The organism is Nocardia sp. MDA0666 (assembly GCF_003023875.1).
Taxonomy (GTDB): Bacteria; Actinomycetota; Actinomycetes; order Mycobacteriales; family Mycobacteriaceae; genus Nocardia; species Nocardia aobensis.
In genome coordinates this window covers 369963-393636 of the sequence record NZ_PYHT01000001.1, presented here as the reverse complement: position 1 = coordinate 393636, position 23674 = coordinate 369963, and the positions used below count along the sequence as shown (strand labels likewise).

The 23674-nt window shown below is 69.6% G+C and carries 22 protein-coding genes; 16 read left to right on the top strand and 6 right to left on the bottom strand.

Going from position 1 to position 23674, the window contains the following annotated elements; all coding sequences use genetic code 11:
• Positions 1 to 3 precede the first annotated feature (3 nt).
• Positions 4 to 981, bottom strand: coding sequence for a zinc-binding dehydrogenase (locus C8258_RS01890; protein ID WP_106953573.1), 978 nt, complete (start codon positions 979 to 981; stop codon positions 4 to 6).
• A gap of 89 nt (positions 982 to 1070) precedes the next feature.
• Between C8258_RS01890 and C8258_RS01885 the strand changes: the two genes are divergently transcribed.
• Entirely contained in the window at positions 1071 to 1643 is a 573-nt protein-coding gene (locus tag C8258_RS01885; RefSeq protein WP_106953572.1) for a TetR/AcrR family transcriptional regulator, read from the top strand.
• Here C8258_RS01885 and C8258_RS01880 read toward each other — a convergent pair.
• Both C8258_RS01880 and C8258_RS01875 read right to left on the bottom strand, forming a co-directional pair.
• A complete protein-coding gene (locus C8258_RS01880; RefSeq protein WP_106953571.1) occupies positions 1633 to 2877 on the bottom strand; it encodes an SLC13 family permease in 1245 nt (414 codons plus the stop codon). The genes C8258_RS01885 and C8258_RS01880 overlap by 11 nt on opposite strands.
• A gap of 65 nt (positions 2878 to 2942) precedes the next feature.
• Positions 2943 to 4085: a serpin family protein gene (locus C8258_RS01875; protein ID WP_106953570.1), complete on the bottom strand. Its 1143-nt coding sequence runs from the start codon at positions 4083 to 4085 to the stop codon at positions 2943 to 2945.
• 295 nt (positions 4086 to 4380) lie between these two features.
• Between C8258_RS01875 and C8258_RS01870 the strand changes: the two genes are divergently transcribed.
• On the top strand, positions 4381 to 4932 hold the full coding sequence (locus C8258_RS01870) for a DUF4334 domain-containing protein (protein WP_106953569.1): 552 nt from the start codon (positions 4381 to 4383) through the stop codon (positions 4930 to 4932).
• Positions 4933 to 4936: 4 nt separating this feature from the next.
• Here the strand turns inward: C8258_RS01870 and C8258_RS01865 are convergent, their stop codons facing one another.
• From C8258_RS01865 to C8258_RS01855, 3 genes are all read right to left on the bottom strand, one after another.
• Positions 4937 to 5677 (bottom strand): HD domain-containing protein, encoded by a 741-nt coding sequence (locus tag C8258_RS01865; RefSeq protein WP_106953568.1) that lies wholly within the window; start codon positions 5675 to 5677, stop codon positions 4937 to 4939.
• Positions 5678 to 5725: 48 nt separating this feature from the next.
• Complete coding sequence (locus C8258_RS01860; protein WP_106953567.1) at positions 5726 to 6352, bottom strand: alpha-ketoglutarate-dependent dioxygenase AlkB; 627 nt, start codon at positions 6350 to 6352, stop codon at positions 5726 to 5728.
• Positions 6353 to 6433: 81 nt separating this feature from the next.
• Positions 6434 to 7300 (bottom strand): alpha/beta fold hydrolase, encoded by an 867-nt coding sequence (locus tag C8258_RS01855; protein WP_233224815.1) that lies wholly within the window; start codon positions 7298 to 7300, stop codon positions 6434 to 6436.
• 208 nt (positions 7301 to 7508) lie between these two features.
• On the opposite strand from C8258_RS01855, the gene pyrR reads away from it, so the two are divergent.
• The 14 genes from pyrR (at position 7509) to C8258_RS33065 (ending at position 23663) form a co-directional block, all read left to right on the top strand.
• Complete coding sequence (gene pyrR, locus C8258_RS01850; protein WP_036502651.1) at positions 7509 to 8171, top strand: bifunctional pyr operon transcriptional regulator/uracil phosphoribosyltransferase PyrR; 663 nt, start codon at positions 7509 to 7511, stop codon at positions 8169 to 8171.
• Positions 8168 to 9133, top strand: coding sequence for an aspartate carbamoyltransferase catalytic subunit (locus C8258_RS01845; protein ID WP_106953565.1), 966 nt, complete (start codon positions 8168 to 8170; stop codon positions 9131 to 9133). Before pyrR ends, C8258_RS01845 begins: the two co-directional genes overlap by 4 nt.
• A gap of 109 nt (positions 9134 to 9242) precedes the next feature.
• Positions 9243 to 10583, top strand: coding sequence for a dihydroorotase (locus C8258_RS01840; RefSeq protein ID WP_106953564.1), 1341 nt, complete (start codon positions 9243 to 9245; stop codon positions 10581 to 10583).
• Positions 10583 to 11098: a hypothetical protein gene (locus C8258_RS01835; RefSeq protein ID WP_036502645.1), complete on the top strand. Its 516-nt coding sequence runs from the start codon at positions 10583 to 10585 to the stop codon at positions 11096 to 11098. Before C8258_RS01840 ends, C8258_RS01835 begins: the two co-directional genes overlap by 1 nt.
• Positions 11099 to 11135: 37 nt before the next feature.
• Entirely contained in the window at positions 11136 to 12254 is a 1119-nt protein-coding gene (carA, locus tag C8258_RS01830) for a glutamine-hydrolyzing carbamoyl-phosphate synthase small subunit (protein WP_063009054.1), read from the top strand.
• Positions 12254 to 15580, top strand: coding sequence for a carbamoyl-phosphate synthase large subunit (gene carB / locus C8258_RS01825; RefSeq protein ID WP_106953563.1), 3327 nt, complete (start codon positions 12254 to 12256; stop codon positions 15578 to 15580). The genes carA and carB overlap by 1 nt, the downstream gene beginning before the upstream one ends.
• A gap of 14 nt (positions 15581 to 15594) precedes the next feature.
• A complete protein-coding gene (locus C8258_RS01820; protein ID WP_106953562.1) occupies positions 15595 to 15978 on the top strand; it encodes a hypothetical protein in 384 nt (127 codons plus the stop codon).
• Positions 15975 to 16799, top strand: coding sequence for an orotidine-5'-phosphate decarboxylase (gene pyrF, locus C8258_RS01815; RefSeq protein WP_036502638.1), 825 nt, complete (start codon positions 15975 to 15977; stop codon positions 16797 to 16799). The genes C8258_RS01820 and pyrF overlap by 4 nt, the downstream gene beginning before the upstream one ends.
• Before the next feature lie 614 nt (positions 16800 to 17413).
• Positions 17414 to 17734, top strand: a complete 321-nt coding sequence (mihF, locus tag C8258_RS01810) for an integration host factor, actinobacterial type (RefSeq protein WP_030513994.1) — start codon at positions 17414 to 17416, stop codon at positions 17732 to 17734.
• 7 nt (positions 17735 to 17741) lie between these two features.
• Positions 17742 to 18323 (top strand): guanylate kinase, encoded by a 582-nt coding sequence (gmk, locus tag C8258_RS01805; protein WP_039779181.1) that lies wholly within the window; start codon positions 17742 to 17744, stop codon positions 18321 to 18323.
• 63 nt (positions 18324 to 18386) lie between these two features.
• Positions 18387 to 18662, top strand: coding sequence for a DNA-directed RNA polymerase subunit omega (gene rpoZ, locus C8258_RS01800; RefSeq protein WP_106953561.1), 276 nt, complete (start codon positions 18387 to 18389; stop codon positions 18660 to 18662).
• A gap of 53 nt (positions 18663 to 18715) precedes the next feature.
• On the top strand, positions 18716 to 19933 hold the full coding sequence (gene coaBC, locus C8258_RS01795; RefSeq protein WP_063063006.1) for a bifunctional phosphopantothenoylcysteine decarboxylase/phosphopantothenate--cysteine ligase CoaBC: 1218 nt from the start codon (positions 18716 to 18718) through the stop codon (positions 19931 to 19933).
• A 200-nt stretch (positions 19934 to 20133) separates the two neighbouring features.
• Positions 20134 to 21348 (top strand): methionine adenosyltransferase, encoded by a 1215-nt coding sequence (metK, locus tag C8258_RS01790; RefSeq protein ID WP_036502629.1) that lies wholly within the window; start codon positions 20134 to 20136, stop codon positions 21346 to 21348.
• A 74-nt stretch (positions 21349 to 21422) separates the two neighbouring features.
• On the top strand, positions 21423 to 23663 hold the full coding sequence (locus tag C8258_RS33065; RefSeq protein WP_233224814.1) for a primosomal protein N': 2241 nt from the start codon (positions 21423 to 21425) through the stop codon (positions 23661 to 23663).
• Positions 23664 to 23674: the final 11 nt, after the last annotated feature.

Below are 23674 nucleotides of genomic sequence, written 5' to 3'. Positions count from 1 at the left end.
CGCTCAGGCGGTCTCGGGACGCAGCACGATCGTGCCGAAGGTCGCACGCTCGTCGACCCGCCGATGGGCCTCGGCCGCATCCGCCAGCGGTAGGACGCTGTCGATCAGCACGGTGAGATCGCCGGCGGCGGCGAGTTCGAATGCCGCTGCCCGCTTCGCCGCCACCCCGGCCAGCCACTGCGGTCCGGAGCAGCCGGTGAAGGTGAGTCCGCGCATGATCAGATCCATGGTCGTTACCTGGGCGGGGGCGCCGGACAGCCAGCCGTAGCCGAGCATCCGGCCCCGCAGTGGAGTCATGAGATCGAGGACGGCCGCGGCGCTCTCGCCACCGATCGAGTCGAAAACCACGTCGACAGTGGTGTTGTCGAGGCGCTCGCCGAGATGCCGCGGCCAGTCCGGATCGCGGTGGTCGACGACCGTGTGCGCGCCGAGTTCGCGGGCGCGCTCGGTTTTGGCCGCCCCGCCGGCGGTGGCGATGATGTGCGCGGCGCCGGATCGGGCCGCCAACTGGGTGAGGTAACCGCCGATGCCGGTCGCCGCGGCCTCGATCAGGACGGTTTCGGTTCCGGTGAGTGCCGCGGCCTCCAGCAGGGCGAGGGCCACCGATCCGCTCATCGCGACCGCCGCGGCGGCATCACTCGACAATCCGTCCGGGATGCGGACCGCGGATTCGGCGGGGGCGCACATCCATTCGGCATAGCTGCCGAAGTCGTTGCGCGCCAACAGGACTCGCTGTCCTTTCCATTCCGGGTCGACGTCGTCGGCGACAGCGGTGACGACGCCGACCGCCTGGGTCCCGAACACGGTGGGCGTCGGCTTCAGCGTCGGGTACATGCCCGAACGCAACATCGTCTCCGGGTACAGGACGGGCACCGCCTCCACTCGGATCAGCACCTCGCCGGGCTGAGGGCTGGGCTCGTCCACGTCGCGCGCGACGAGGACCTCCGGGCCGCCGACCCCGGTCATTACGATTGCCTGCATATCGACCTCATAACTTGACTAACGGTCCAGGTATTCCGTCGGGAAGAATATGGACCGTCGGTCAAGTTTGTCAACGACTGGAGTGCACAGTGGCGCAGCAGCGCAGAGAACGAGCCGATGCGGTGCGCAACCGCCGTGCGATCCTCGACGCGACTCGGGCACTGCTGGCCGAGGGTGGGGCCGAGGCCGTGACCATGGACCGAGTGGCGGCCACGGCGGGAGTCGGCAAAGGCACGGTGTTCCATCGTTTCGGCTCGCGCGCCGGACTGCTGCACGCGATGGTCGCCGAACCGGCCGAAACGCTGCGGGTGGCGATCACCGACGGTCCGCCGCCGCTGGGTCCGGGCGCGCCGGCGGGGGAGCGGCTGCTCGCCTTCTTCGACGCGATGGCCACGATGGTCGCCGACAACGTCGAACTGATGGTCGCCGCCTACCGCAGCGTGCCCCCGCATCCGCGCACCTCCGAATTCCACGCCACCTGGGCGGAGCACATCACGAAGCTGCTGACCGAGGCGCGTCCGGACCTCGACGCCGAGGCGGTCGGCCACCTGCTGTTCGGCATGCTGGGCAGCGATTACGCCCTCGCCGCGGTGCGCGAGGGCGAGAGTACGAGATTGCGAGCGGCCGTGCGGCAGGTGGTGCTCGCCGTGGTCAGCCCGTGAGCAGAACGCCGCCCACCGCACCCGCGGTCGCGACCACCGCCAGCGCCAGCCCGGTGCAGACGAACCGCACCGGCGGCACCCGGACTGCGTGGGAGCGGCAGAACTCCAGGCACAGCAGCGTCGCCAGCGAGGCCCACGGGGTGGCGATCGCGCCGACGTTGGTCCCGATCAGCAAGGACAGCAACTGGTTTCGGTGCTCGGGCGGTATCACCGCCTCACCCGCGGTGTAGGCGGGCAGGTTGTTGACGATATTCGACAGCCCGAGGCCCGCCCCGGCCGCGCGGTAGGCCCCGGCCGCACCGGAATCCGTGCCGATCAGCGCGGCCATCAGATCCGAGAGTCCGTAGCGGCCCAGAGTCGGGATGACCAGGAACAACCCGATCACGAAGATCAGCAGTTGCCACGGGATCAACGACGGCCGCAGGGCATCGCGGTCGAACACGGCGAATCCGGCGATCGCGAGGACGGCCGCTGCGAGTGCGGCGTAGCCGATATGGTCGCCGACGAACGGAATCGCCAGGACGAACAGGGCGCAGGCGCCGCCGGCCGTGGCGAACAGCGCCCGTTCCCGCGCATTTTCCAGCCGGATCGGGGGCGGTGCCACGTAGCGATCGGAGCCGCGGCGGCCGCGCCGCCAGTACCAGATCCACAGTGCCGCCATGGTCGCGGCGAGCGAGATCAGCTGGGGCAGCCACATTCTGGCCGCGAAGCCCGTGGCATCGAGTCCGATGCGGTCGGCGGCGAGCAGATTGGTGAGGTTGGACACCGGCAGCAGCAGGCTCGCGGTATTCGCCAGCCATAACGTCGTCATGGCCAGCGGCAACGGGGGAATCCGCGCGGGCCGGGCCAAGGCCAGCATGACCGGTGTCAGCAGGACCGCGGTGGTGTCGAGGTTGAGCACCATCGTCGTCACGGCCGCGAAGCCGACGCAGAGCACGAACAGCGCCGGATAGCGCCCCCGCCCGGCGATCGCGATCCGATGGGCGATCACGTCGAAAACCTGTGCGCGCCGGGCCAGATGGGCCAGCACGATGACGCTGCCGAGGAACAGCAGCAGCGGTCCGATCCGGCGCATATTCGCCTCGGCGTCGGCGCGCGGCAGCCATCCGGTCAGCACGCACAGGACACCGGCCGCGAGGACGGCGATGCGGATCCAGTCCAGCACACGCGGTGCGGAGGCTTCCTCCGGCTCCGGGTCCCGCGCGTTGCGCTCGGGCGCCACCGGTTCGGACATCCGGCCATCATCGCACCACGGCGCACGCCGGCGCGTGCCGGTCCGCTTGCCTCCAGCGGGGCGGTTCACGACGCGGGAGTGGCGATCCAGCCGGCCACGATCACCAGCCCGGTGGGCCGGTGGACGCCGAGGAAGCCGAAGGGACGGTCGAAGTTCACCGCGATCATCAGCGCGGCGGCCGGCGCCGGTGGCATGCCGGTCGGTTCCATGAGGACCGCGGTGACGGCCGCGGCCGCGAAACCGTCGGCGGTGAACCGGGCGCAGACGTCCTGGGCGGCCGCCGTCACCCGCAGCGCGACCGGCGAGAGGCCGGGGAACGGATTGTCCGCGGCGGTGGTCGCCGCGGTCAGGCCGAACAGCTCCGGTGCGTGCAGCAGGTCGTGGGTGGATCGAACGGCGAAGGGCGGCACCTGGATTCGCAGGGTGTCTGATACCGCGGTCACCTGCCGGATCTCGAGCCCGGGAGCTGCGGTGCCGAGTCCGGGCCGTCGCGTCTCCACCGAACCGTCGAGTGCCCTCAGCCCGGCCGCCAGCACCGCCGGGGCGGTGACACCGTCCGCGCCGAGCAGCAGATGCACATCCAGATCGGACGCGCCGCGCACCACGACGCGCGAGACGGGTGTGCCGGCCAGCAGCACGGCGGCGTCGCCGAGGTCGGTGCTGTAGCGGGCGAGGGCGGGCCCGCGGTGGCCCCGCCACGGACCGCTCGACGGTTCCAGCACATCGGCGTGGAAGCTCTGCCGCCACGCGGTGCGGGCGACGACGGCAGTGGCCAGCGCGCATGCGGTCGCCGCGCCGATCTGGGCGGGGAAGCGGTCGATCAGGCCGTCGGTATGGCGACGCGCCCAGTCGTCGAGCCCGTCCGGGCCGCGCAGCGCGGCGATCGTCCCCGGTGGCAGGGTGCGAATCCACTCGTCGCGTAGCGCGATATCGTCGCGCACCCACACTCCGAGTGCCGCACGCACCGATTCGGCGGCCTCGATCCGGCGCAGCAGGGTGATCGCGGCGTCGTGGGCGGAGCCCGCGGGAATGCCTGCCGCCGCGGTGAGTTCGCCGCGGGCCGGCTCGCCGGCCGTCGCGGCCAGGAGTGCGAGCAGCGGCCAGATCCCACAGCCGGACAGGACGAAATCCCCGGAACCCGCTGCAGCGCACCACTTTTCGGTGAGATCGTTGGCGGCGGCCACATCGGGTGCGAGGCTCGGCTGCATGGGCGAAAGCCTACCGAGTGGCGCCGACAGCAGTGCGCCCCTGCCGGGGTGTACGTGGGCGGCAGGGGCGCGTCCGGAGCCTGATGGTCCGGACGATCGGCCGGAACCGATCTGCTCGCGAGTCTGGCTCCTCAACCGCACTCGAGGTCCAGCCCTCCGGTGCGTGGTCTGCGTCACGGCCACGGAAACAGTGGCCGAAACTAGGTCTTCGTGGCCGAACGTGTTGAGGTTGTCCCGGCCGGTGTGTGCCATCCTTCCGAGGCGGAACGGTCCGCGAGAGGTCCAGGAGGTAGGGATGGCTGGTGCCGGTACGGCCCGTCTGGCGGAGCTTCGCGCGGGTCGTGCGACCCCGGAGCAGGCGTGGCAGCTGTACGACAGCCTGCCGGAGGTCGCGGTCACCGAGATCACCACCGGCCGCTGGACCGGCGACGAACTGGACACCGGACATCCGTGGGCCGGTGTGCTCGTCGAATCCGGCTGGTACGGAAAGCAGTTCGACTCCCCCGACGAGGTGCAGCCGCTGTTGTTCGCCGGGCCGGACGGACGGATCTTTCCGGTCGATCCCCGCCGGGTGCCGCTGGGGCTGGCCGGAACCCTGCCGGCGGCGGGATTCCGGGCGGCGCGGCGCATACTGCCGGCCTTGCGCCCGCTGCTGCGGACCCGCGCTTATCGCGCGCGCCTGCGCGAGATCGAATTCCGCGGCAAGGTCAGCGCGGCCATGATCTACGACCATCTGCCCATCGTCGACATCTTCCGTCGCGTCGACGAGGACACCCTGCTCGGTGTGATGGATATGCGCGGGCTGAACGACCCGTACTTCTTCATCCTGCGCCGCGACCGCTGCTGACCGCTCAGTCGTCCCCGGCGGCGAGTATCACGTCGAAGCGGGCGTCGGCGGTGTCGAGCTGTTCGAGAATGTGCTGCTTGACATGCGGCGCCAGTGGCGTGTCCGGACGGGTGATCAGTTCGCGGTAGACCGCGGTGAGCGGCCGGTATTTGGTGGCGAGTTTCGACATGACGGCCTGTTCGTCGGCGTAGAGGATGCCGACACCGTTGTCGGTGAAGTCGGAGATCTTCACCACCCGGGCCCACGGATCGCGGTCCAGGCTCGCGGCGACGTGGTCGCGATATCGGATATGCCGGTCCTCGTCCGCATCGTGAGCCGGATTGGTCACCGCCGCAACGAGATTCGATACGCGTTCGCCGAAGCGCCGGGTCAGCACCGCGAGTGCCGCCGCGGCGGAGTCCTCGTCCGGATCCTGCTCACCGCGGAGGGCGACCAGGTCGGTGGCGTGATCCTCGACCGCGTCGTGCAGGAGTCCGGCGAGCACCAGATCGGTGTCGTGCACCTCGTAGTGGCTCACGATGCGGATCGCCACTCGCAGTAGATGATTCAGATACGGCTCGCGGCCGTAGTTGTCGTCGCGGTGCAGGTAGGCCACGAATTCCAGTGCCGCGTCGACCCGTTCGGGATCGGCCAGTTTGCGCTGCGACTCGAGCAGCAGCCGCTGCCGCAACCCTTCCTCGCCGTGCACATCGCTGAGTGTGTGCAACGGCATGGCCGCCAGAATTCCCGCCCCGATGGACTCCATCCGCCCAATCTAGCGGGCCGCGGTGACAATCCGCCGTCGCCGGGTTTGTCAGCGGACCCCGCGCGGACGGAATTGGATGCTGATCCGCGGACCCACCGGCCGCCGCGTCTTCGGCACCGCATGTTCCCAGGTGCGCTGGCAGGAGCCACCCATCACGAGAAGATCGCCGTGCCCCACGTGAAAGCGAATGCTCGCCCCACCGCCGCGCGGCCGCAAAAGCAGGGCCCGCGGCGCGCCGATCGACAGGATCGCGACCATGGTGTCGTGGGTGGAACCGCGGCCGATAGTGTCACCGTGCCAAGCCACGCTGTCCTCACCGTCGCGGTAGTAACACAGGCCGGCCGTGCGGAAGGGTTCGCCGAGTTCCGGGCCGTAATGGCCGCTGAGCGCGGCGCGGGCGTCCTCCAGGATCGGATCCGGCCAGGGCTCGTTCTCGCCGTAATGTCGCAGCAGTCGGGGCACGTCCACCACGCGGTCGTACATCGGGCGGCGGTCGGCTCGCCACGGCACGCGAGTGGCCAGCCGTTCGAACAGTTCGTCGGCTCCGCGCAACCATCCCGGCAGCAGGTCGACCCACGCACCCTCGGTCAGCTGGGTGCGGCGCACGCCGTCCAGCGGTCCCAGCTCGATATCGCCGAAGCCGTCGAACAGCGATCTCTGCAGCGGTGTCGACATGCGTTCGAATCTACGTTCTATCGAACATATGTTCAAGCATCGGGGTGTGCCGGTGTCCGGCGCCGATCCGGGCGGCCCGGATCAGCTCAGGTGTGCACGCACGAAATCGACCACCGCATCGGAGAATTCGTCGTTGACATCGCTGGCGGCGGTATGCGCGGCACCCGTGATCTCGACATACTCCATCTGCGGCACCAGCGCGCGGAAGTCGGCGACGCCCTGTTCACTGACCACGTCCGACAGTCGTCCGCGCACCAGCAGCACCGGGATCTCGAGCGCGCGGGCCGCATCCTCGAGGTCGCTGGTCTGCAGCTCGATGTCCTCCGGCCGGCTCGACATCATCGCCGGATCCCAGTGCCAATACCAGCGCCCGTCCTCGCGCAGCCGCAGATTGCGCCGCAGGCCCTCCGGGTTGCGGGGCCGGCGGCGGTGGGGCAGGTATTCGGCCACCGCATCGGCGGCTTCCTCCAGGGAGGCGAAGCCTTCGGGATGGCCGCCGAGGAAGTTCATGACTCGTTCCACGCCCTTGTGCTCCGGGCGCGGCACGACATCGACCAGAACGAGTCCGGCGATGCGCTCCCGGCCGGGGCGGGCGGTCGCCAGCAGTGCGGTCAATCCGCCCATGCTCGCACCGACCACGATCGCGGGCCGGTCGAGTTCGGCGAGGATGTCCAGGAGGTCGGCGGTCATCGCCGTGCGCGAGTAGTCGCCGTCCGGAGCCCAGTCGCTCTCGCCGTGACCGCGGGCGTCCAGCAGGACGGCGTGCATTCCCACCTTCGCCAGCGCGGCGCCCGATTCCTTCCACGAGTGCCGGGTCTGGCCGCCGCCGTGCAGGAAGACCGCCAGCGGGCCGTCGGCCGGCCCCCAGCTCTCCCCGGCCAGGGCGATGCCGCCGTGGCCGCTGAAGGTGATCCGGCGGGGCTCGGTGAAGTCGGCTTCGTTGCTCACCCTCCGAGCATCCCACATCCGGTTTACGCTGTATGAAACAGTCCCGGCCAACGGTTGTGCCGCCTGCGTGATGCGTCGGCATAGCCGCAGGTGGCGGGGCTCACAGCGAGACCCCCGCCGACGGGAGGCCGGGGCGGCGCTGCTACGCTCAGGCATCGAAAAGACATCCTTTAACGGACCGTCCGGTGAGGCGGGGAAGGAGGTCGGCATGGCCGTGCCCGAAGAGCGCGGCGGCCGCGTCGCGCCCGAAGACCGGGCCGCCAGGTCGAGCGCTGCCGAATATTCGCAGCGGCACGACCCCGAGTGGGTCCGCGCCGGGCGTGAACTGTTGTCCGCCCCCGATGTCGGCCGGACCATCGCGCGCATGGCGCATCAGATCATCGAGAAGACCGCGCTGGATTCGTCGGATCCCGAGGCGCCCCGGGTGGTGCTGATCGGCATCCCCACCCGCGGCACCACCCTGGCCGCGCGGCTGACCGATCGCATCGAGGAATTCTCCGGCGTGCGTCCCGCACTCGGATCCCTCGACATCACGCTGTATCGCGACGACCTGCGCAACCGCCCGCATCGCCCGCTGGAACGGACCTCGGTCCCCGAGGGCGGCATCGACGACGCGCTGGTCGTTCTCGTCGACGACGTGCTGTTCTCCGGTCGCAGCGTGCGCTCGGCGCTGGACGGTCTGCGCGATCTGGGCCGCCCGCGCGCGGTGCAGCTGGCGGTGCTGGTCGATCGCGGCCACCGGGAACTGCCGATCCGCGCCGACTACGTCGGCAAGAACGTGCCCACCTCGCGCAGTGAGGACGTGTCCGTCCTGCTCAGCGAACACGACGGTCACGACGGCGTCTATCTGCATCAGGGGGATGAGCGGTGAGGCATCTGCTCTCGGTCACCGATCTCGACCGCACCACCGCCACCGAACTCCTCGACGACGCCCAGCGCTTCGAACAGGCGCTGCTCGGCCGTGAGGTCCGCAAACTGCCCACCCTGCGCGGCCGCACGGTGATGACCGTGTTCTTCGAGAACTCCACCCGCACCCGGGTCTCGTTCGAGGTCGCGGGCAAATGGATGAGCGCCGACGTCATCAACGTCAGCGCCTCGAGCTCCTCGGTGTCGAAGGGCGAGTCGTTGCGCGACACCGCGCTGACCCTGCACGCCGCGGGCGCCGACGCGCTGATCGTGCGGCATCCGTCCTCCGGGGCGGCCCATCAGATCGCCCGCTGGTTCGGCGAATTGGACGCCGGTTCGGGTGGCTACACCGGAACCGGTCCCGCGATCGTCAACGCCGGCGACGGCACGCACGAACATCCCACCCAGGCCCTGCTGGACGCGCTGACGCTGCGGCAGCGGCTGGGCGAGCTGGCGGGCAAGCGCATCGTGATCGTCGGCGACATCCTGCACAGCCGCGTCGCGCGGTCCAACGCCTTCCTGCTCGACACCCTCGGCGCCGAGGTGGTGCTCGTCGCGCCGCGCACCCTGCTGCCGGTCGGGGTCGAGCAGTGGCCGGTGCAGGTCTCGCATTCGCTCGACGCGGCGCTGCCCGGCGCGGACGCGGTGATGATGCTGCGGGTGCAGGCCGAGCGGATGAACGGCGGCTTCTTCCCGTCGGCCCGCGAATATTCCATCGCCTACGGACTGAACGAGCGGCGCATGGCCTTGCTCGACAACGACGCGGTCGTCCTGCATCCGGGTCCGATGCTGCGCGGTATGGAAATCGCCTCGGCGGTCGCCGATTCACCCAGAGCCGCAGTGCTGCAACAGGTCACCAACGGTGTGCACATGCGCATGGCGGTGCTGTTCCGCCTGCTGGTCGGCGCGGGGGAGGCCGTCGCATGAGTGGTACAGGGCCGGAGGCGGCAGCCTGCGTAACCCCGCAGGCCCCCACTCATGCGTATCGACACCGCATGAGCGTGAGCATGAGCTTCGACGTGGAAGGTGAGGGCGCGTGAGCGATCTGGTTATCCGGGGCGTGCGGCCCTACGGCGAGGGCGAGCCGGTCGACGTGCTGGTGCGCGACGGTGTGATCGTCGCGCTCGGCGCGCGATCCGGTGCGGCCGTCGACGGCGTCGAGGTCGCCGCCGATGCCGAGGTGCTGGAGGCGGACGGCCGGATCCTGCTCCCCGGCTTCGTCGACCTGCACACCCACCTGCGCGAACCCGGCCGCGAGGACACCGAGACCATCGAAAGCGGTTCGGCCGCAGCGGCATTGGGTGGCTACACCGCCGTGTTCGCGATGGCCAACACCTATCCCGTGGCCGACACCTCGGTCGTCACCGATCACGTGTGGCGGCGCGGGCAGGAGGTCGGGCTGGTCGATGTGCATCCGGTCGGCGCGGTGACCGTCGGCCTGGCAGGCAAGCAACTGGCCGAGATGGGCACCATGGCCGCCGGTGAGGGCCGGGTGCGGATCTTCTCCGACGACGGGCACTGCGTCTACGACCCGCTGATCATGCGCCGCGCGCTCGAGTACGCGAAATCTCTCGGCGTGCTGATCGCCCAGCATGCCGAGGAGCCGCGGCTCACCCAGGGCGCCGTCGCGCACGAGGGCCCGAACGCCGCCCGGCTGGGCCTGGCCGGCTGGCCGCGCGCGGCCGAGGAGTCGATCGTGGCCCGCGACGCGCTGCTGGCCCGCGACGCCGGAGCCCGGGTGCACATCTGCCACGCCTCCACCGCCGGCACCGTCGAACTGGTGAAATGGGCCAAGGCGCAAGGGATTTCGATCACCGCAGAGGTCACCCCGCATCATCTGCTGCTCGACGACTCGCGGCTGGAGACCTACGACGCGGTGAACAAGGTCAATCCGCCGCTGCGGGAGGCCTCCGACGCCCAGGCGCTGCGCAAGGCCCTGGCCGACGGGGTGATCGACTGTGTGGCCACCGACCACGCCCCGCACGCCGAACAGGAGAAGTGCTGCGAGTTCGCCGCCGCCCGTCCCGGCATGCTGGGGCTGGAGACGGCGCTGTCGATCATCGTCGAGACCCTGGTCGCTCCGGGCCTGCTCGACTGGCGCGGGGTGGCGAAGGTGATGAGCGAGAACCCGGCCCGCATCGCCGGGCTCGACGATCAGGGCCGCCCGATCGCGGTCGGCGAACCGGCCAACCTGACCCTCGTCGACCCGGATGCGTCGTGGACCGTGCGGGCGCGGGAGCTGGCGAGCATTTCCGACAACACGCCGTACGAGGCGATGACCCTGCCCGCCAAGGTCGCCGCCACGATGCTGCGCGGGCGGATCACCGCCCGCGACGGAGTGGTGACGACCGCCCTGGCGGGGAGAGTAGGGCAATAATGGAGCGAACACTGTGGGTGATCGGGCTGGCTGTCCTGTTCGTCCTGTTCCTGTGGTTGATGTACCGCTCCTGGCTCGTGCGGGCCCGGAAGCAGGCCTCCTCGGTCGGGGAGCTGCCGACGGTGCCGGCGGATCTGGGCGCGCAGGTGCTCGAGCCGACGACCGGTCTGTACACCGGTACCACGTTGGCTCCGAGCTGGCAGAACCGCATCGTGGTCGGAGATCTGGGCTTCCGCGCCACGGCGGAGCTGACTCGCTTCGAACGCGGGATCCTGCTGGAACGCGACGGCGCGGAGGTGATCTGGATTCCGCAGGAGTCCATCACCGCGGTCCGCACCGAACGCGGCCACGCAGGCAAGGTGATGACCGACAATGGTGTGCTGGTTATTCGCTGGAAACTGCCGACTGGAACCGAGGTCGATACCGGGTTCCGCGGCGACGACAAGACGGTGTATCCGGCCTGGACGGCCATATCCGCGACGGGACAGACCGGCGCGGCGACGGGAGACGAATAAACGTGAAGGCTGGATTTCTGGTGAACGAGGTGAGCGAATGAGCGACCGCGCCGCGGTGATGGTGCTCGAGGACGGACGGGTGTTCCGGGGCCGGCGGTTCGGCGCCGAGGGCGAGACGCTGGGCGAAGCGGTGTTCTGCACCGCGATGACCGGCTATCAGGAAACCTTGACCGACCCCAGTTACCACCGCCAGATCGTGGTGGCCACCGCCCCGCAGATCGGCAACACCGGCTGGAACGACGAGGACGACGAGTCCAACCGCATCTGGGTGGCCGGGTACGCGGTCCGTGACCCCGCGAAGCGGGCCTCGAACTGGCGCGCGACCACGACCCTGCAGGACGAGCTGGAGCGTCAGCACATCGTCGGCATCGCCGGGATCGACACCCGCGCGCTGGTGCGCCACCTGCGCACCCGCGGTTCGATGAAGGCGGGCATCTTCAGCGGTGACGCCGCCGCGGCCTCGACCGAGGAGTTGCTGAGCCGGGTCACCGGTCAGGCCTCGATGCTCGGCGCCGATCTGGCCGGGGAGGTCTCCACCGACGGCGTGTACACCATCGAGCCCGCCGGTGAGCACCGGTTCACCGTGGTCGCGGTCGATCTGGGTATCAAGACCAACACCCCGCGGATGTTCGCCGAGCGCGGCATCCGGGTGCACGTGGTGCCCTCCGGCGTCACGCTGGACCAGATCAAGGAGCTGAAGCCCGACGGCGTCTTCCTCTCCAACGGCCCCGGCGACCCGGCCACTCAGGACGATGCGGTCGAGCTGACCAAATCCGTTCTGGGCGAAGGACTTCCGCTGTTCGGCATCTGCTTCGGCAACCAGATCCTGGGCCGCGCGCTGGGCTTGAGCACCTACAAGATGAAGTTCGGCCACCGCGGCATCAACGTCCCGGTCATCGATCACACCACCGGCGCGGTCTCGATCACCGCGCAGAACCACGGCTTCGCGCTCGAAGGGGAGGCCGGGCAGCGCTTCGACACCCCGTTCGGGACCGCCGAGGTCAGCCACACCTGCGCCAACGACGGCACCGTCGAGGGGGTGCGCCTGGTGGACGGTCGCGCGTTCTCGGTGCAGTACCACCCGGAGGCCGCCGCGGGGCCGCACGATGCCGCCTACCTGTTCGACCGCTTCGCGGGTTTGATGGAGGAAGCCTGATGCCACGTCGCACCGACCTGAACCACATCCTGGTGATCGGCTCCGGGCCGATCGTCATCGGCCAGGCTTGCGAATTCGACTACTCCGGCACCCAGGCGTGCCGGGTGTTGCGGTCCGAGGGCCTGCGGGTGTCGCTGGTGAACTCCAACCCGGCGACGATCATGACCGACCCGGAATTCGCCGACTCCACCTACGTCGAGCCGATCACCGCGGAATTCGTCGAGAAGGTCATCGCCAAGGAGCGTCCCGACGCCATCCTCGCGACCCTGGGCGGTCAGACCGCGCTCAACACCGCGGTGGCGCTGCACGAGAACGGGGTGCTGGAGAAGTACAACGTCGAGCTGATCGGCGCCGACTTCGAGGCCATCCAGCGCGGTGAGGACCGCCAGAAGTTCAAGGACATCGTCGCCAAGGTCGGCGGCGAGTCGGCGCGCTCCAAGGTGTGCTACACCATGGACGAGGTGCGCGAAACCGTTGCGGAACTGGGCTTCCCGGTCGTCGTGCGGCCGTCGTTCACCATGGGTGGCCTGGGCTCGGGTATGGCCTACAACGACGACGATCTCGACCGCATCGCCGGCGGTGGCCTGGCCGCCTCGCCCACCGCGAACGTCCTCATCGAGGAATCGATCCTCGGCTGGAAGGAATACGAACTCGAGCTGATGCGCGACGGCCGCGACAACGTGGTCATCGTCTGCTCGATCGAGAACGTGGACCCGATGGGCGTGCACACCGGAGACTCGGTGACCGTCGCCCCGGCCATGACCCTCACCGACCGCGAATATCAGAAGATGCGCGATCTCGGTATCGCGATTCTGCGCGAGGTCGGCGTCGACACCGGCGGCTGCAACATCCAGTTCGCGGTGGATCCGCGCGACGGGCGCCTGATCGTCATCGAGATGAATCCGCGCGTCTCGCGCTCGTCCGCGCTGGCGTCCAAGGCCACCGGTTTCCCGATCGCCAAGATCGCGGCGAAACTGGCCATCGGCTACACGCTCGACGAGATCGTCAACGACATCACCAAGGAAACCCCGGCCTGTTTCGAGCCCACGCTCGACTACGTGGTCGTGAAGGCGCCGCGGTTCGCGTTCGAGAAGTTCCCGGGCGCCGACCCGACGCTGACCACCACCATGAAGTCGGTCGGTGAGGCGATGAGCCTGGGCCGCAACTTCTCCGAGGCGCTCGGCAAGGTGCTGCGCTCGCTGGAGACCAAGGCTGCCGGGTTCTGGACCCAGCCCGACGGCCGCTGGACCGATGTCGCCGAGATCCTCGACGATCTGCGCGTGCCGACCGAGGGCCGGCTCTACCAGGTGGAGCGCGCGCTGCGGCTGGGCGCGAGCATCGAGGACGTCGCGCAGGCCTCGGGCATCGACCCGTGGTTCGTTGCCGAAATCGCCGGACTGGTCGAGCTGCGCGCCGAGATCGCCCAGGCGCCGGTGCTCGACGAGCCGCTGCTGCGCTACGCCAAGCACAACGGCCTGTCCGATCGCCAGATCTCCGCGTTGCGACCGGAACTGGCCGGTGAGAACGGAGTGCGGGAACTGCGTCACCGCCTCGGCATCCGGCCGGTCTACAAGACGGTGGACACCTGCGCCGCAGAATTCGAGGCCAAGACGCCGTACCACTACTCGAGCTACGAACTCGATCCGGCCGCCGAGACGGAGGTCGCGCCGCAGCTCGAACGCGAGAAGGTGATCATCCTCGGTTCCGGGCCCAACCGCATCGGCCAGGGCATCGAATTCGACTACTCCTGCGTGCATGCCGCGCAGACGCTGTCGCAGGCCGGGTATGAGACGGTCATGGTCAACTGCAACCCGGAGACCGTCTCCACCGACTACGACACCGCCGACCGCCTTTACTTCGAGCCGCTGACCTTCGAGGACGTGCTCGAGGTGTACCACTCCGAATCGGAGTCGGGCCGGGTCGCCGGGGTGATCGTGCAGCTCGGCGGGCAGACGCCGCTGGGTCTGGCGCAGCGGCTCACCGACGCCGGGGTGCCGGTGGTCGGCACCTCCGCGGCGGCGATCGACCTGGCCGAGGATCGCGGCGAATTCGGCGACGTCCTGGTCGCCGCCGGTCTGCCCGCGCCGAAGTACGGCACCGCCACCACGTTCGAGCAGGCCAAGCAGATCGCGGCCGAGATCGGGTATCCGGTGCTGGTCCGCCCGTCGTATGTGCTGGGCGGGCGCGGTATGGAGATCGTCTACGACGAGAATTCGCTCGAGGGCTACATCTCCCGCGCCACCGAACTGAGCCCGGAACATCCGGTGCTGGTCGACCGCTTCCTGGAAGACGCCATCGAGATCGACGTCGACGCGCTCTGTGACGGCGAGGAGGTCTACCTCGGCGGCGTGATGGAGCACATCGAGGAGGCCGGTATCCACTCCGGCGACTCGGCGTGCGCGCTGCCGCCGATCACGCTGGGCCGCAGCGATATCGAGGCGGTCCGCCGCTCGACCGCCGCACTGGCCAAGGGCATCGGCGTCAAGGGCTTGCTCAACGTCCAGTACGCGCTCAAGGACGACGTGCTCTACGTGCTCGAGGCCAATCCGCGCGCCAGCCGGACCGTGCCGTTCGTCTCCAAGGCGACTGGCGTGCAGCTGGCCAAGGCCGCCGCACGGGTGATGCTGGGCACGACCATCGCCGAATTGCGCAAGGAGGGCATGCTGCCCGCCGAGGGCGACGGCGGGCACGCGCCGATGGATGCCCCGGTCGCGGTGAAGGAAGCGGTGCTGCCCTTCCACCGGTTCCGCCGTCCTGACGGCACCGGCATCGATTCGCTGCTGTCGCCGGAGATGAAGTCCACCGGTGAGGTGATGGGTATCGACGCCGATTTCGGTACCGCCTTCGCCAAGAGCCAGTCCGCGGCCTACGGTTCGCTGCCGGTCGCCGGTACGGTGTTCGTCTCGATCGCCAATCGCGACAAGCGGGCCATGGTGTTCCCGGTCAAGCGGCTGCACGATCTGGGCTTCCGGATCCTCGCCACCGAGGGCACCGCGGAGATGTTGCGGCGCAACGGGATTCCGTGTGAGCGGGTGCGCAAGCAGTCCGATCCGGTGCCCGCGTCCGGCAACGGCGAGCCGATCGAACCGTCGATCGTCGATCAGATCAAGGACGGTGAGATCGACATCGTGTTCAACACGCCTTACGGTAACTCCGGGCCCCGCGTGGACGGTTACGAGATTCGTACCGCCGCGGTGGGCGCCAACATTCCGTGCATCACGACGGTTCAGGGTGCGGCTGCAGCCGTACAGGGCATCGAAGCAACCATCAACGGCGGTATCGGGGTGCGCTCGCTGCAGGAGCTGCACGCCGTATTGCGCGGCTAAGAGGAGAGATAACGGTGGGAGCCATCGGTTTCGGCGCGGGAGTCCGGCCCCCGGGGGCCGGTCGGGCGACGACTCGGCGAATTCGGGGATTCGGCGCGGCGGAGGCGGCGCCGCCGGGAGGCGGTGACATCCGCCGGATGCGCAACGTCGGCGGTTACAGCACGGTCGGTTTCCGGGCGATCCCGCCGATCGGGCGCAGGCCGGCGCCCGACGCCGACGCCGAGGCGGACGCGCTCACCGACGCGGTGCTGGCCCGCGCGGACGAGGTTCTCGCCCAGGCCGACGAACTGCTCGCCTACGGCGGTGAGGACGCCTACGCCGAATCCGGGGCCGCCGGTGCGCAGACACCGACCGCTCATGCCGGGGACGAGCTGGCGGGCGCCGGGGCGAGCCGGTGACGCCGTTCGGCCTGCGGCTGGCCGACGCGATGGGCCGGCTGGGCCCGCTGTGCGCCGGTATCGATCCCCATCCGCAGTTGCTGCGTGCCTGGGGACTCGGCGAGGACGTCGAGGGCCTGAAACGGTTCTCCGACATCTGCGTCGAGGTGTTCGCGGGCCGGGTGGCGCTGGTGAAACCCCAGGTGGCGTTCTTCGAGGAGTACGGCTCCGGCGGGATCGTGGTGCTCGAGGACACCATCGCCGCGCTGCGCGAGGCGGGCACGCTGGTGCTGGCCGACGCCAAGCGCGGCGATATCGGCTCGACCATGGCCGCCTATGCGCGGGCCTGGCTGGGCGACGGTCCACTGGCCAGTGATGCGGTGACGGTATCGCCGTACCTGGGCTTCGGTGCGCTCTCACCCGCGCTGGACGCCGCGCGGTCGGCCGGGCGCGGGGTCTTCGTCCTGGCGGCCACCTCGAATCCGGAGGCCGCCCAGGTGCAGCGCGTCAGCGCGGCCGACGGTCGTAGTGTCGCGCAGATCATGATCGACGAGGCGGCCGGTTGCAACGCCGGGGAAGAATTCGGATCGGTCGGCGTCGTGGTCGGCGCGACCCTCACCGAGCCGGTCGACGTGAGCAAGCTCAACGGTCCCGTACTGATGCCCGGCGTCGGCGCCCAGGGCGGGGGAGCGGAGTCGATCCGCGCGCTGATCCCGTCCGACCGGTTCGCGGCCGTGGTCCCCAACGTCTCCCGGGAATTGCTCGGCGCCGGGCCCTCGGTCGCGGCGATGCGCACCAAGATGCACAAGCTCGCCGACGAATTCGCCTTCCTGCAGTCCTGATCCGTTCCGCCCGGGTTCGACGCGAGCCGTCGCGCGCCCGGGCGGAATGCATCCGCGACTCGCCGCCGTGCCGGGGACCGATTACCCCTTTGGAAGGCGACCGGTCTGTTTGCGTTTGCGGCTCGTTCGCGCGCGGGGGTGCCCGTTCCCGGGTGGAAGTTACACATACGTGTTTTTCCGGCTCAGCGGCCCTTCCGGAGTGTCTTACGGCCCTGTTCCGCGTGTCGCCGACCGGTGCCGAGCGTGTCCGTGCCGCCGCGCCACACCGCGACACGCTGGGGTAAAAATTCGCGACACGCGGAGAATTTTCAGAAAGTTCCAGGTCGCGCGATTACGGGTCGGTTACGGCCGCATCCAGCCGGCCTCGAATCCACCGGCGAACCCGTCGAAAGCAAGATAACCCCAGGTCATGGGCATGTTGACGAAATACTGCGGACCGTCGCCGCGACCGGGCGCATTCGGTCGCGTGACCTGCCCGGTAACGGGCCCGATAACGCGAATCGGGCGCTGACCTGGGGGGTGGGTTCGCAATCGGAGCGCCGCGTGGGTACGGTCGCTGAGACCACCGGGTTACCGGAGGTAGATCTAGCAATGAACGATGAGACGGAGGAACCGTGGCCCTTCCCCAGCTGACTGACGAGCAGCGCGCCGCTGCTTTGGAGAAGGCGGCTGCCGCTCGCCGCGCTCGGGCAGAGCTCAAGGAGCGCTTGAAGCGTGGCGGCACTGACCTGAAGACGGTCCTGAAGGACGCCGAGACCGACGAGGTCCTCGGCAAGATGAAGGTATCCGCGCTGCTGGAGGCCCTGCCCAAGGTCGGCAAGGTCAAGGCGGCCGAGATCATGAGCGAGCTGGAGATCGCGCCGACCCGCCGCCTGCGGGGCCTGGGCGACCGGCAGCGCAAGGCGCTGCTGGCGAAGTTCGACTTCGAAGCCTGATCCGAGGGTGGTCGAACACACACAGAAGGGTCGGCTGGTAGTACTGGTCGGCCCCTCGGCCGTCGGCAAGTCCACCGTGGTCCGTTGCGTCCGGGAACGGCTGCCGGAACTGGTGTTCAGTGTGTCGGCCACCACCCGGGCCCCCCGGCCCGGGGAGGTCGACGGCCGCGACTACCGGTTCGTGACCCGTGCCGACTTCGACACCATGATCGAAGAAGGCGAATTACTCGAATGGGCCGACATTCACGGCGGCCTGCAACGGTCGGGTACCCCGGCCGCCCCGGTGAAGGCGGCACTGGCCGCCGGGAAACCGGTCCTGGTGGAGGTGGACCTCGCCGGCGCCCGCTCCGTCCGAGCGGCGATGCCCGAGGCGCTGCTGGTCTTTCTGGCCCCGCCCAGCTGGGAGGAACTCGTGGCCCGGCTGACCGGCCGCGGCACCGAATCACCCGAGGTGATCGAGCGCCGGCTCGCCACCGCGAAGACCGAACTCGCCGCCTGTGACGAGTTCGACATCGTGATCGTGAACGACGACGTGACCACGGCCTGTGAGCAGTTGGTATCGTTGTTCGTTAGCACAAATTCGAGATGACCGCGGGCGATCCGCGAACTCGTCTCGACCGCAACTCCCCATCGACCCGCAGGAGCCTCCCTAGTGAGCGACACCAAGCCCGTGCCCGCCTACGACACCCCGGTCGGCCTCACCAACCCGCCGATCGACGAGTTGCTCGAGCGCACGTCGTCCAAGTACGCGCTGGTCATCTACGCGGCCAAGCGGGCGCGTCAGATCAACGACTACTACAACCAGCTCGGTGACGGCATCCTCGAGTACGTGGGTCCGCTGGTGGAGCCGGGCCTGCAGGAGAAGCCGCTCTCGGTCGCCATGCGCGAGATCCACTCCGACCTGCTCGAACACACCGAGGGCGAGTGACCCTCCGGTCGTAACCCGCTGTCTCTCCACCGGACCGAAGAGGCCTGATTCAGATGCGAATCGTTGTCGGCGTGGGCGGCGGGATCGCCGCCTACAAGGCGTGCTCGCTGGTGCGCAAGTTCACCGAGACCGGGCACGACGTCCGAGTCATTCCCACCGAGTCCGCACTGCAGTTCGTCGGTAAGGCCACCTTCGAGGCACTGTCGGGCAATCCGGTGCACACCGGGGTTTTCGCCGATGTGCCCGAGGTGCCGCATGTGCGCATCGGCCAGGAGGCCGATCTGGTGGTCATCGCTCCGGCCACCGCCGATCTGATGGCGCGCGCCGCCTCCGGCCGCGCCGACGATCTGCTTACCGCCACCCTGCTCACCGCCCGATGTCCGGTGGTCTTCGCTCCCGCGATGCACACCGAGATGTGGGAGCATCCGGCCACGATCGCGAACGTCGCCACGCTGCGCGCCCACGGCTCGACCGTGATGGAACCCGCCTCCGGGCGGCTCACCGGCGCCGATACCGGGCCCGGCCGCCTGCCCGAACCGGAAGAGATCTTCGCGCTGGCCTCGCTGCTGCTCGAGCGTTCCGACGCGCTACCGCGCGATCTGGAGGGGCGCCGCGTCGTCGTCTCCGCGGGTGGCACCCGCGAACCGCTCGATCCGGTCCGGTTCCTCGGCAATCGCAGTTCCGGGAAGCAGGGCTATGCCATGGCCCGGGTAGCCGCTCAGCGCGGCGCCCAGGTCACCCTGATCGCCGGCAACACCATCGGCCTGGAGCCGCCCGCCGCGGTCGAGGTCGTGCACGTGACGACCGCCGAGCAGATGGGCACCGCCGTCGACAAGCACTCCGTGGGCGCGGACGCGGTCATCATGGCCGCCGCGGTCGCCGATTTCCGGCCGGTCAACGTGGCCGCCGCGAAAATCAAAAAGGGTGCGCACGAACCGAATTCGATCGAGCTGACCAAGAATCGCGACATTCTGGCCGGACTGGTGCAGGCGCGGCGCGACGGGCAGCTCGGCGGCCTGGCGATCGTCGGTTTCGCCGCCGAAACCGGCGACGAACACGGCGATGTGCTGACCCACGCGCGGGCGAAACTGGCTCGCAAGGGGTGTGACCTGTTGGTGGTCAATGCCGTCGGCGAGGGTAAGGCGTTCGAGGTCGACAACAACGACGGCTGGCTGCTCGGGGCCGACGGCACCGAGCAGTCGCTCGATCACGGTTCCAAGGCGCTGCTCGCCAGCCGGGTACTCGATGCGCTGGGCCCGCTCTTGCGTTGAGCCGCAAGCTGTTCGACCGCGTCCCCGCCGTGGCGACGTGGTCGGGATACCCGCGGCGGCCGGTGCGAGGGCCCGGACGCCGCCGCTTCGCCCGGCCGTGGCAAGTTTGGAATAGTCTGAGGTAAAGGGTTGTGCGGTGACGCGAGGCCGCTACTGTCGCATCCCGACATGAGAAACCCGTTGAGGGAGAGGGAACAACTGTGCGCACGTCCGGTAGCCGGCTATTCACGAGTGAGTCCGTCACAGAGGGTCACCCGGACAAGATCTGTGACGCGATCAGCGATTCCATCCTCGACGCGCTGCTCACCGAGGACCCGCACAGCCGGGTGGCGGTCGAAACCCTGGTAACCACCGGTCAGGTCCATGTCGCCGGTGAGGTCACCACCGAGGCCTATGCCGATATTCCGACCATCGTGCGCGAGAAGGTGCTCGAGATCGGCTACGACTCGTCGGCGAAAGGCTTCGACGGCGCCTCCTGCGGCGTGAACGTCGCCATCGGCGCGCAGTCGCCCGATATCGCACAGGGTGTCGACCACTCCCACGAGGCGCGCGTCGGCGGTTCCGACGACGAGATCGAACGCCAGGGCGCCGGTGACCAGGGCCTGATGTTCGGATACGCCACCAAGGAAACCCCCGAGCTGATGCCGCTGCCGATCGCGCTGGCGCACCGGCTCTCGCGGCGGCTGACAGAGGTCCGCAAGTCCGGTGTGCTGCCCTACCTGCGCCCGGACGGCAAAACCCAGGTCACCATCGAATACGAGGGCGATCGTCCGGTCCGGCTGGACACGGTGGTGCTCTCGACCCAGCATGCGGCCGATATCGACCTGGACAACCTGCTGGCGCCCGATATCCGTGAGAAGGTCGTCGACGCGGTCCTGGCCGATCTGGAACTGCCCAACCCGCTCGACACCTCCGACATCCGGCTGCTGGTCAACCCCACCGGCAAGTTCGTCCTCGGCGGTCCGATGGGCGATGCCGGCCTGACCGGCCGCAAGATCATCGTCGACACCTACGGCGGTATGGCCCGTCACGGCGGTGGCGCCTTCTCCGGTAAGGATCCGTCGAAGGTGGACCGCTCGGCCGCCTACGCCATGCGCTGGGTGGCCAAGAACGTGGTCGCCGCCGGACTCTCCGACCGCGTCGAGGTCCAGGTGGCCTACGCGATCGGCAAGGCCGCCCCGGTGGGCCTGTTCGTGGAGACGTTCGGCACCGAGCAGGTCGATCCGTCGCAGATCTCGAAGGCGATCGGCGAGGTCTTCGACCTGCGCCCGGGTGCGATCATCCGCGACCTGGACCTGCTGCGGCCGATCTACGCGCCGACCGCGGCCTACGGTCACTTCGGCCGCACCGATATCGACCTGCCGTGGGAGCGCACCGACCGCGCCGACAAGCTGCGCGCGGCCGCCGGTCTCTGATCGGGTCCGCGCCTGCCGTGGCGGAAGCGGTAGAACCGACGGCGCCCTCCGTTGCGACGGAGGGCGCCGTTTGCGTGCCGTCCACCGATGAGGCGGCTGATCCGAACGTTCCGCTCGACAAGCCGATCGCACGGGTGCTGCCGTTGCTCGAACCCGCCCATCTGGACCGCGATTTCGATTATTCGGTGCCGCGGGAGATGGACGAGCTGGCCCAGCCGGGGGTGCGCGTGCGGGTGCGCTTCTCCGGCCGCCTGGTCGACGGCTACATTCTCGAACGGCTCACGCGCACAGAGCATTCCGGGAAGATTCAGCCGTTGCAGCGGGTGGTGTCGGGTGAGCGCGTGCTGACGCCGGAGATCGTTCGCCTCGTCTCCGCGGTGGCCGCGCGGTACGCCGGAACCCGCGCCGACGTGTTGCGGCTGGCGATTCCGCCGCGGCATGCGCGCACCGAAGCGGCCGAACCGAAACCGGTTGAGCTGCCGGAGATTCCAGCCGACTTCCCGGGGTGGTCGCGTTATGTGCACGGCGACTCCTATCTGACCGCGCTGCGGCGCGGAAGCGGACCTCGCGCGGCCTGGCAGGCGATGCCGGGGGAGCAGTGGCCGCGCCGGCTCGCGGAACTTGCCGCCACGACGGTCGCCGGAGGCCGCAGTGCGATCATCATGGTTCCGGACCAGCGCGACCTCGACCGGGTCGTGGCGGAATGTGCTGCGTTGGTAGGGGATTCGGTTGCCGGATTGTCGGCCGGGCTGGGGCCCGCCGCTCGGTACCGGCGCTGGCTCGCGGTGTTGCGCGGCGCGGCCCGGATCGTGGTCGGAACCCGCAGTGCGGTCTTCGCACCGGCTCACGACCTGGGTCTGCTGGTCGTATGGGACGACGGCGACGACACCTACGCCGAACCGCGCGCACCCTATCCGCACGCCCGTGAGGTGGCGATGCTGCGGGCGCACGAAACCGGCGCTGCCTTCCTGGTCGGTGGCTTCGCGCGGACCGCCGAGGCGCAGGCCATCGTCGAATCCGGATGGGCGCACGATCTGATCGCCGACCGGAAGACGTTGCGCGCCAATACTCCTCGAATCCATGCGCCGGGGGACAGCGACATCGCCCTGGAGCGCGACCCGATGGCGCGGGCCATCCGCATCCCGGGCACCGCCTTCGCCGCGGCGCGCCGGGCCTTGGCCGCCGGTGACCCGGTGCTCGTGCAGGTGCCTCGGCGCGGATACGTCCCGGCCCTGGCCTGCGCGAAATGCCGCACCCCGGCCCGCTGCCGGCACTGCAACGGCCCGCTGTCCTTGCCGGAGAGCGGTACCTGGGGCAGGCGAGACGTCCGGCCGAACGATAAATCCCGAGGCAACGCTTCCCGGGGTACGGCGCGGTCGGCAGATGACGCGACCGCGGCCGGCGGGGTCGGCCGGACGCTCGCCGGTGATCATCGCGTGGGACATGCCGGCGCACAGCGTCCGGACCTCTCCGGCCCGGGCACGGCCGCGGACGAACGCCGGCCATCGGTAGTTCCGTTGGGCAGCAAGGGGTCCGGGGATCTCGCTCAGAGCCCGAGCTGTCGCTGGTGCGGCAAGGTGGAACCGGCGTTCCGGTGCGGCACGTGCGGTTCACGGGCGCTGCGGGCGGTGGTGATCGGCGCCCAGCGCACCGCGGAGGAACTGGGCCGTGCCTTTCCCGATGTGCCGATCCGCGGTTCGGGCGGTACCGCGGTGCTGGATGCGGTGCCGGACGGCCCGCAGGTGGTGGTGGCGACCATCGGAGCGGAGCCCCCGGTGCCGGGCGGCTACGCGGTGGCGCTGCTGCTCGACGGCTGGGCGCTGCTCGGCCGGGCGGACCTTCGGGCCGCCGAGGATGCGCTGCGGCGCTGGATGTCCGCGGCCGCCCTGGTTCGCCCCACCGGCGAAGTGCTCGTGATGGCCGAACCGGCGTTGCCGACCGTGCAGGCGCTGGTGCGCTGGGATCCGATCGGCCACGCCCGCCACGAACTGGCTGCTCGCAGTGAGGTCCGCTTCCCGCCCGCGGTGCGCTTGGCCGCGGTGGACGGTACGACCGCCACCATCGGCGAACTTCTCGGTGAGACGGCACTTCCCGACGGTGTCGAAGTGCTGGGCCCGGTACCACTGCCGCCCGGCGCCCGCACGCCGTTCTCCGGCGACGCCGCGCCCGCCGAGGTCGAACGGATGATTCTCCGGGTCGACCGGCGGGCGGGTTCGGCGCTGTCGCGCGCACTGGCCGCCGCCCTCGCGGTGCGCAGCAGTCATCGCTCGGACGGTCCGTTGCGGGTGCAGATCGATCCGGTCGACATCGGCTGACGCGCAAGCGA